Below are 7,688 nucleotides of genomic sequence, written 5' to 3' on the forward strand. Positions count from 1 at the left end.
ACGGCGCTCAGACCGCGCCGGGCGCCGGATACAGGCGGCCGAGCGGCTCGTAGGACGGCGAGCGTTCCAGCTCGCACAGGCGCAGCCACTTCGGATTCGGCTGGCGCGGCCCCGCCGCAAGCAGGCCGGCGCCGGTCGAAATCAGGCCGAGCCGCGAACGCGCCGCGGTCACGGCGATGTAGAAATCGCCGTCGTCGACGCCCGCGTCGCCGTCGAACGAGGGCAACGCGCGGCGTTCCTCGGGCAACCACGGCGCGATCTGCAGCCACAGCGCCGGCCAGTCGATGTGCGGGAACGGCGCGGCGCGCGCCGCCATCGGGGTCAGCTGCGGCGCCAGACGCCCCGGCGGCTGCACCGGGTTCTCGGCGAAACAGCGGTAGACGAATTCGCTCGCGGTCATCGCATCGGCGCCGGCGCGGGCGACGCGCTGCAAGGCTTCGTACAGCACGCGGCGCAAGGCCGGTTGCGGCGGCAGCTCGCGCTCGCGTACCGCCGCCAGCACGCCGAGCGCGCGCAAAGGGTCGCCGGCATAGTTCGGCCGGCGCAAGGACAAGGCATGCGCGAGCACGGCGATGCGGTCGTTGTCCTGCAAATCCTCGCCCTGCCCCGACAAGGGGCGGCGCACGTCGACCGCGACCACATCGGCCGCACCCAGGCGTTCGTCCAAGGCCGGTTCGACCACGCCGCCGGCGCCGAAATCGATCACGCAACCGGCGCGGCCGACCAACAGCACATGGTCGTAGTCGCTGTCGCCGAACCAGGTGGTCAACGTCGCCAGTTCGTTGCGGCTGCGCATCAGCAACAGGTCGCCGGTGCGCAACTGCGCGGCCGAGACCGCGGCCAAGCCCGCGCCGTCCGGCGGATTCATGACACGACCTCGCGCTCGGGCGCGACGCTGTGGCCGGTGACGCGGTCGCGCCCGGCCGACTTGCTCGCATACAAGGCGGCGTCGGCGCGTTCGAGCAACTGCTCCGGGGTTTCGCCGGTGCGCAGCTCGGCCACGCCGAGGCTCAGGCTGACCGGCAACAGGCGGCCGTCGATCGACAGCGGGCTGCCGCTGACCGATTCGCGCAGATGCTCGGCGACCCGGATCGCGTCGCGCAAATACGTGTCGGCCAACACCACCAGCACTTCGTCGCCGCCGTAACGGCCGAACAGATCGTAGGCGCGCAGACGGTTGCGGGTGCGCAGCGAAACGATGCGCAGGGTTTCGTCGCCGACGCGGTGGCCGTGTTCGTCGTTGATGCGCTTGAAGTGGTCGATGTCGAAGAACACCACCGACAAGGGCCGGTGCGAACGGTGCGCGCTTTCGACCGCGCCGCGCAGGCTTTGCGAGATCGCCGCGCGCGTCATCGCCCCGGTCAGGCTGTCGTAGGTGGCCAGGCGGTTGGCGGTGTCGCGGTCGCGCCGCAGCTGTTGCAGTTTCGAGGTCAGGCCCAGCAGCAGGCCGAGCCCGCCGAAGGCCAGGCCGACCGGGAAGGAATACTCCAGCCAGGCGTACTCCGGCCACCACTCGTGATTGGCGCCGACCAGGACCACCAGCAGCACCATCAGCGGCGACCACGCCAGCAACAGAAAATACGCCTCGCGCTGGCGCCGCCAGATCGCCACCACGGTGCAGTACAGCACCAGCGCGATCACCAGCAGCAGGTTGAGATTGCCGAACAGCGCGCTGTGCTTCCAGGTCTTGAACAACGACACCAGCAACAGCGCGCCGAGCGAGACGCTGCAGTAGTCGAGGATGCGCGCGACCTTCGGCTGGGTGGTGCGCAAGCCGAGGAAGAAGATCAGGAAACGGATGCTGGCGAGCACCGCCGCGGTATTGAGCACGACGTTAGTGCGCCCGTCCGGGGCGATCTCGTCGAGCCAGGGGATCGCGCGCATCTCGCCGCCGTCGGCGGTCAGGGTCAGGATCTGCAGGACCAGGGTCAGGCCGAGGTAGGCATAACCGCGCTCGCGCAGGCCGGCCCAGAAGCCGAACGCGAGCACCGCCGCCACTCCCATCGCAGTCAGCACCACGCTGCGCAAGCCCACGTGCAGCATGTCCTCGCGCTGGACCTTCGCCAGCGGCTGGATCATGACCTTGGACGGCAGCACGTCGACCGTCAGCACGCGCAGATACAGCGAGTCGCCGCGGCGCAGGCCCTTCGGCAAGGGAAAGACGATGAAGCGGGTGGAATGACTGAAGTCGGTGTCGGGGCCGTAGATCGAACGCCGCAGCGGCACCGCGTCGCCCGGGCGCCACAGTTCGATCTCGCGGCGATAGGGCCGGCTGATCACCAACTGCGGCGCATCGGATTCGGCGATGTCCTGGTCGACCGTTACCCGCCACCACACCGGCTGGCGCCGCGGCGCCGAAATCTGGTTGCCGGCGATGCTTTCGAACTCGCGATCGAATTCGCCCCCGAGTATCCGTGCCGGCACCGGGTCCTGGCCCAGGCGGGACAGACTCAGCGACGGCGACGCATAGGAGGCGCGGCCCGGCGAAGCCAGGCCCAAGGATTGCGCCGACACGATCGTCGCCACCCACATTCCCAGCAGCACCAACAGGGTCTGCCAGGCTCGACGCGAGGGTTTCCCCATGCCCCTTCCGGTCACAAGTCTGGTGAACCGAGCATAGCCCATGGGCCTCGCGCTCCGGGGGAGGGGGCCGTCACGGTTTGGGCCTCGAATCTGTGCACTCGCACACGCCTCCATGCATTGCCGCAGCGATCCTGCCGCGGCTTGGAGGAGATGCTACACGTCCGCTACGTCGCGGCGACGCCGACTATCCGTAGGACATCGCCGCCTCGCACCGTCAGTCGCGGGCGCCCTGCCCGGTGACCCGGGCGACGGCGTCGTGCGCGTGCAGGCTTTCGAAGTGCGCGATCTGCGCATCGAAACGTTCGATGCGCTTGTCGTGCGACAAGGCGGCGGCGACGCGGCGCGCGGCGTCTTCGCAGAACATCAGGTTTTCGGCGTTGAGACGGGCGAAGGCTTGCTCGTCCTCGCGCTTGACCGCGGTCTGCACCGGCGTGCCGAGGGCTTGCTCGATCGCGTCGATGAGGGCGACCAGCGGCACTTCGTCGAAGGCCGGGCGCAGCTCGACGCGCACGTCGGCACGGCTGCGCTGGGCGTGCGGCGTCGCCGCCAGGCCGCGTTCGGACGCCAGCCAATCGCTGACCACCGCGGTCGACAGCGGATGGGCGGCGGCGAAGTCGTCGGCGAAGCGTTCGGCGTTGAGCTGGCGCGACAGCGCCGCCGAGGCCGGACAGGTGCTGGAGTATTCGACCGCGAAACGCAGCCCCAGGTGCAGGTGACCGTCGAGCAGGCGCGCGTCGATCTCGACCGGGTAGCGCTTCCAGCCGGCGTTGTGACTGGCCAATGCCGGACGCAGCAGCAACTGCTCGTAACGCAGGACCAGGCGCGCGGCGCTGGAAATGCCGCCCTGACCGTCGACCAGGCTCTGCAGCACGCGGCGCAGGCCGGCCGGGGTCACCGTCTCGCTGGCGAAGGCGTTCTGCAGATGCAGGTACATGCGCGACATGTGGATGCCGCGCGCGTCGGCGTCGCGCAGGTTCACCGAGACGTCGACCGAGGCCGCGACCTGGATCGAACCGCCGTCGGCCGCGGCGATCCGCAGCGGCAAGGCGATGTTGGACATCCCGACCCAGTCGAGCGGTCGCGCCGCGGCGGCGGCGTCGAAGGCGACATCGGGCAGGACGGGCTTGAGTGCGGAGGGGGTGTTGGGAGGATTCACGACGGCAGACATGGGGGCGCGTGGGGGGAACGCAACGCCGCCATTCTAGCCGCAGGGGGCCGGGCACCCCCTGCCCGGCCCTGCAACGGTCAGTTGCGGGCGCCGCGCCAGGCCGCCAGCAGCGCCGTCCACGGCGACAGCGGCCGGGCCGCATCGCCGCGTTGCAGGCGGGTATGGGCCAGGGCCGTCCACAAGCGCCGCGGCACGGTCGAGCCACCGCGGGCCGGCCATTGGGCCAGCAGTTCGCGGCTCCATTCGGCCGCCGCGCCCTCGCCCGCACGCGCCATGCTGCGCGCGACCACGCTCAGCGGCACCGCCGCATCGCCCTGCAGGACCAGGCGCGCTTCCAGCAGCGAGGACAGGATCGGCGCCACCGCGGCCTCGGCCAACTGCCCCGGCACCGGCCCGAACAGGGCCAGGTCGATCGCGCCGATGGCCTCGGCCAGCGGGGTCAGCGCCTCGAAAGCCTCGTTGCGGTCGCCCGGGCGTTCGCGGCTGTCGCGCAGCGACGGCAGCATCACCGCCAGCGCCTTCCACGGCGCCGCTTGCCGTTGCAGGGCCAAGCCGAGCGGGTGCCGGCGCCGGCCCTGGCTCCAGCCCTGCAGTTCTTCTATCCACCAGCCCAGCTTGGCTTCGCCGGGCGCGGCATCGCTGCCGCCCCAGGCGGCGTCGGTCAGTTCCTGCTGCAGGCTCGCCCAGGCCACCGCGGTGCCGCGCTGGGCGCGCGGCACGAACACTTCGGCCACCGACCATTCCGGCCAACGCGCACGCCACTTGCCGGTGAAGTCTTCCAGCGCGTCGTCGCGTTCGGCGGCGGCCGCTGCGGTCATCGCGTCGCCGGCCATGCGCCTGGCTCGCTCAAGCTGGAAGGAAGCTCGACCAGCACGTCGCCCTGCCAGGCGATCGGGTCGTCCTCGGCCAGGCGATAGCCCCACAACGCCACCACCGAGGCCATGCCGGCGGCGCGCGCAGCGACGATGTCGCGCTCGTCGTCGCCGACGTAGATGCAGTCGCCGGGGCGCATGCCGATCAATTCGGCGGCATGGGTCAGCGGCAGCGGATCGGGCTTGCGCACCGCCAGGGTGTCGCCGCCGATCAGCACCGCGCAGCGCGTCTGCCAACCGAGCAACGGGATCAGCTTGCGCGCGAGGTATTCGGGTTTGTTGGTGACGATGCCCCAGACGCAGCCGGCCGCTTCCAACGCCGCCAACATCGGCTCGACGCCCTCGAACGGCGCGCCGTGCAGGCCGAGTTCGGCTTCGTACAGATCGAGGAATTCCTGCACCCAGCCATCGCGTTCGCTGGCGTCGAGGTCGGGAAAGGCCGCACCGATCATCGCCCGCGAACCCTTCGACACGTGTGGACGCAAAAGATCGAGGCTGATCGGGTCGCGGCCGCGATCGGCGCGCATGCGGTTGGCGACGGCCAGCATGTCCGGCGCGCTGTCGAGCAAGGTACCGTCGAGATCGAACAGCACCGCCTTCGGGAAGGCGCGCGCGTTCGCCTGGGGCGAAGCGGCGGTCATGCGTCGAGCTCCGGCTTCAGCGCGCAGGCCAGGTAGTTGACGTCGGTGCGCGAGATCACCCGCGCCGCATTGCGCCAGGGTTCGTACATCAGGCCGCTGACGTCTTCCATCCGCAGGCCGGCCTCGCGCAACCAGGCGGCGAGTTCCGACGGCTTGATGAAATCGCGGTACTGGTGGGTGCCCTTGGGCAGCACCCGCGCCACGTACTCGGCGCCGACGATGGCCAACGCGAACGCCGCCGGGGTGCGGTTGAGGGTGGACAGGAACAGACGCCCGCCGGGCTTGAGCAGGCGCGCGCAGGCGCGCACGACAGCGGCCGGATCCGGCACGTGTTCGAGCATCTCCATGCAGGTGATCGCGTCGAAGCGACCCGGCATTTCCTCGGCCAGGCTCTCGGCCGGCTGCAGGCGGTAGTCGACGGCGACGCCGGTCTCCAGACGGTGCAGCTTGGCGACCTTGATCAGTTCCGGCGCCAGATCGATCGCAGTGACGTGTGCACCGGCCGCGGCCAGGGCCTCGCTGAGCAGGCCAGCGCCGCAACCGACGTCGAGCACCTGCGCATCGCGCAGATTCGCGCGCTGGGCGACGTAGCCCAGGCGCGCCGGGTTGAGCGCGTGCAAGGCCTTCTGCGGGCCTTCCGGGTCCCACCAGCGGTTGGCCAGGGCGCCGAACTTGTCGAGTTCGGCCTGGCTGAAATTGTTGTGCTCGGCCGCGGCGCCGGCTTCGGCGGAGCTGTCGGATTCGGTATGCGGTGTGGATTTGGCTGCGCTCATGACTTCCTGCCCGTCATTGCTGCGGATCGTTGCGGAGCGCCCTGCCCGCGCGATGCGCGGGCGAGGATCGGTCCGGCGTGGCGCGGGCCGTGCCCGCGGCGTGTGGGTCGATAGTGTGAAGCAAGCGCCGCCGATGCGCCGTCGAGGCCGCGCCGGCGCACGGCGGCAGCGGCCGGTGGCGATCGCGTCGCGGCGATCGCGCTCAGCGCCGGATCGTCGCGATGCGTTCGCGCCATTGCCGGGCATTGGCGACCAGGGCCGCGGTGTCCATGTCGATCAGCTCGCGCTGGCGTAGCTTGCTGCGCCCGGCGATCCAGACGTCGCTGACCTGGTGACGGCCGGTCGCATAGATCAACTGCGAGACCACGTGGTGCACCGGCTGGGTTTCGAGCTGGCCGAGGTCGACGCAGACCAGGTCGGCCTGCTTGCCGATCTCGATCGACCCGATCTTGGCTTCGAAGCCGAGCGCCTTGGCGCCGCCGAGGGTGGCCGCGCGCAGCGACTTGAACGCGTCCAGGGCCGAGGCATCGTTGGCGACGGCCTTGGCCAGGAACGCCGCGGTGCGGGTCTCGCCGAACATGTCGAGGTCGTTATTGCTGGCGCAGCCGTCGGTGCCGATCGCCAGGTTGACCCCGGCCTGGTCGAGCTTGCTCGCCGGGCAGAAGCCCGAGGCCAGCTTGAGATTGGATTCCGGGCAATGCACCACGCTGACGCCGCGCTCGGCGCACAGGGCGATCTCGGCGTCGGTGAGCTGGGTCATGTGCACCGCGATCAGGCGGTCGCTGACCACGCCGAGCCGGTCCAGGCGCGCCAGCGGGCGCTGGCCGTGCAGCTTGATCGAGTCGGTCACTTCCTGCGCGGTCTCGTGCGTGTGCAGGTGGATCGGCAGGTCGAGCTGGTCGGCGAGCATGCGGATGCGTTCGAAATTGGCATCGCTGACCGTGTACGGCGCATGCGGCGCGAACGCGGTCGCGACCAGCGCATCGTCGCGCCACAGGTCGTGCACTTCGCCGGCGCGGTCGAAATATTCGTCCGAGCTCTTGGCCCAGGCGGTCGGGAAATCGATCACCGGCAGGCCGACCCGCGCGCGGAAGCCGTGGCGCTTGTAGACCGCGGCTTGCACGTCGGGGAAGAAATAGTTCTCGTTGGCGCAGGTAGTGCCGCCGCGCAGCATCTCGGCGATCGCCAGGGTGATGCCATCCTCGACGAACTCCGGCCCGATCACCGCGCCTTCGACCGGCCAGATGTGGCCCTGCAGCCATTCCATCAGCGGCAGATCGTCGGCGATCCCGCGCAGCAGGGTCATCGGGTTGTGGGTATGGGCATTGACCAGGCCCGGGATCAGCGCGGCCTCGGGCCGCGACACCGTCTGCGCGGCGGCGTAGCGCGTGCGCGCCTCGGCGCTGGGCAGCAGGCCGACGATGACGCCGTCCTTGATCGCCACGGCGTGGTCTTCGAGCACCACCGCATGCGGCTCGACCGGCACCACCCAGCCCGCTTCGATCAACAGGTCGCAGGCGATGGGCGGATGTTCGTGGGTCATGTGCGCTCGCTCGTGAGGCTGTAGGGACACCGGTCCGGCAGGCTCCGGTGGCGGCCGCCAAGCCGGCGGCATGGCGCCGGTCGGGGTCGCTGCGCGGCCCGCGGTTGC

The 7,688-nt window shown here is 70.4% G+C and carries 7 protein-coding genes; all 7 read right to left on the bottom strand.

Translation table 11 applies throughout. The features are described 5' to 3' along the window. Positions 1-7: 7 nt before the first annotated feature. Positions 8-868, bottom strand: a complete 861-nt coding sequence (locus GLA29479_RS21385) for a hypothetical protein (RefSeq protein WP_057918473.1) — start codon at positions 866-868, stop codon at positions 8-10. Continuing rightward, positions 865-2,583 carry a GGDEF domain-containing protein gene (locus tag GLA29479_RS21390; protein WP_057972799.1) on the bottom strand — a complete coding sequence of 573 codons (1,719 nt, stop codon included), beginning with the start codon at positions 2,581-2,583 and terminating at the stop codon, positions 865-867. The genes GLA29479_RS21385 and GLA29479_RS21390 overlap by 4 nt, the downstream gene beginning before the upstream one ends. 214 nt (positions 2,584-2,797) lie before the next feature. Then, positions 2,798-3,751, bottom strand: coding sequence for a GTP cyclohydrolase FolE2 (gene folE2, locus GLA29479_RS21395; RefSeq protein ID WP_057972800.1), 954 nt, complete (start codon positions 3,749-3,751; stop codon positions 2,798-2,800). A 77-nt stretch (positions 3,752-3,828) separates the two neighbouring features. Continuing rightward, positions 3,829-4,584: an isoprenoid biosynthesis enzyme family protein gene (locus GLA29479_RS21400; protein ID WP_057918476.1), complete on the bottom strand. Its 756-nt coding sequence runs from the start codon at positions 4,582-4,584 to the stop codon at positions 3,829-3,831. Beyond that, a complete protein-coding gene (locus GLA29479_RS21405) occupies positions 4,566-5,264 on the bottom strand; it encodes a phosphoglycolate phosphatase (protein WP_057918477.1) in 699 nt (232 codons plus the stop codon). Before GLA29479_RS21405 ends, GLA29479_RS21400 begins: the two co-directional genes overlap by 19 nt. After that, a complete protein-coding gene (gene ubiG / locus GLA29479_RS21410; protein WP_082638888.1) occupies positions 5,261-6,037 on the bottom strand; it encodes a bifunctional 2-polyprenyl-6-hydroxyphenol methylase/3-demethylubiquinol 3-O-methyltransferase UbiG in 777 nt (258 codons plus the stop codon). The genes GLA29479_RS21405 and ubiG overlap by 4 nt, the downstream gene beginning before the upstream one ends. A gap of 202 nt (positions 6,038-6,239) precedes the next feature. Further along, entirely contained in the window at positions 6,240-7,580 is a 1,341-nt protein-coding gene (locus GLA29479_RS21415; RefSeq protein ID WP_057972801.1) for a TRZ/ATZ family hydrolase, read from the bottom strand. Positions 7,581-7,688 lie beyond the last annotated feature (108 nt).

The organism is Lysobacter antibioticus (genome assembly GCF_001442535.1).
GTDB lineage: Bacteria > Pseudomonadota > Gammaproteobacteria > Xanthomonadales > Xanthomonadaceae > Lysobacter > Lysobacter antibioticus.